At 78.2% G+C, this 1,275-nt stretch carries 2 protein-coding genes; one reads left to right on the top strand and one right to left on the bottom strand.

The features are described 5' to 3' along the window. Positions 1-82: 82 nt before the first annotated feature. Positions 83-487 (bottom strand): nuclear transport factor 2 family protein, encoded by a 405-nt coding sequence (locus tag ACFV61_RS28360; RefSeq protein ID WP_380494646.1) that lies wholly within the window; start codon positions 485-487, stop codon positions 83-85. A 140-nt stretch (positions 488-627) separates the two neighbouring features. Between ACFV61_RS28360 and ACFV61_RS28355 the strand changes: the two genes are divergently transcribed. Then, complete coding sequence (locus ACFV61_RS28355; RefSeq protein ID WP_380494653.1) at positions 628-1,071, top strand: MarR family winged helix-turn-helix transcriptional regulator; 444 nt, start codon at positions 628-630, stop codon at positions 1,069-1,071. The last annotated feature ends 204 nt before the right edge of the window (positions 1,072-1,275 follow it).

Raw genomic sequence — 1,275 nt, 5'->3', positions numbered from 1 at the left:
GCGGTGGTGGCGACGGTGCCGGCGCCGGCACCGTCGCGGTCCTGATCCTCGAACAGGCGGGGGCCCTCAGCGGGCGGGGGTCTCAGCGAGCGGAGCCGAGGTTGCGGTCGGCCTCGGCTCCGGCGAGCAGCAGGGTGGTCTCCTCGATGCGGCGCAGGCGTCCGCAGGGGGCGTACCGGCCGAAGAGGTAGACCTCCATGGAGACCCGGGTGCCGTCGGTCTTGAGGACGTCGACGGTGTGCCGGGTGGCGGTGCGGTCGCCGTCGTGGAGTTCCTCGTGGACCTGGACGCGGCCGGAGGCGACCACGGCGCGCAGGTGGCGGATGTGGTCGGTGAAGGCGGCGCGGTCGTCCCAGCGGCCGTCGGTGCGCTGGCGGTAGTCGGGGGTGAAGTGGCGCTCGACGGCGGTCTCCAGGTCGAGGCCGGGGGTGAAGAGCAGGTCGCCGAGGGCGGCGGCGATGGTGGTGCGGGGGGCGGTGGCGGGCATGGGGGTTCCCTTCTCGGAATCCGACAATGCGTGCGTGGCGCACGCTTCATGGGATGAGCGTACCCCAGGAACGCGTGCGTCGCGCACGCTATGATCGGGGGGTGGACCACTCCCCCGAAATCCCCGACCCCGCCCCTGAAATTGCCCCCGGCCTCGGGGACACCGTCGCCCAGGCCCTGGCCGTCCTGCTGCGCCGCCCCGCCCGCGCCGCGCTCTACCGGCGCCTGACCGAGGGCCTGGGCGAGGCGGTGGACGAGGTCACCTACCCCGTGCTCTCCGGCCTGGCCCGCACCGGGGCGCGCAGCGCCGCCGACCTGGCCGCCGAGATCGGCCTGGACCGCTCCGGGGTCAGCCGCCGCGCCACCCGTCTGGAGGAGGCCGGGCTGCTGCGCCGCGAGGCCGACCCGCACGACCAGCGCGCCACCCTGCTGACCCTGACCGGCGCGGGCGAGCGCACCGTGGCGGTGATGCGCGGGCGCCTGGCCGGCGGCATCGAGGAGGCGCTCGCCTCCTGGCCGCCCGGGGAGGCCGAGGCGTTCGCCCGGTCGCTGCGGCGCTTCACCGAGCAGGGCCCGTTCGGCTGAGCACGCGGCGAGGGCGCGCGCGGGGCGGCGGGGCGCGCGGGACAGCGCCGTGAGGGCGAGGGGCCCCGAAAACGCGGGTGCCCCCGGGCCGGGGACCCGGGCGGGGGCCCCCCCGGGGCGGGGGGAAGGCGCCGCGGTCCCCGCCCCCCCGGGCGCGGGCCCCCCCCAGCCCCCCGGGCCCGGGGGCCGTGGCGCGGGCGGGCA

Origin of the sequence: Kitasatospora sp. NPDC059817, from assembly GCF_042731835.1 — a bacterium.
In the GTDB taxonomy this organism is placed as follows: domain Bacteria; phylum Actinomycetota; class Actinomycetes; order Streptomycetales; family Streptomycetaceae; genus Kitasatospora.
Note: the sequence above shows the minus strand (reverse complement) of the source record. Positions and strands in the feature narration are given on the sequence as shown.

Bases quoted from the DNA above. Each gene is read 5' to 3' on its own strand.
- ACFV61_RS28360 (WP_380494646.1), bottom strand. From the start codon at position 487: ATGCCCGCCACCGCCCCCCGCACCACCATCGCCGCCGCCCTCGGCGAC.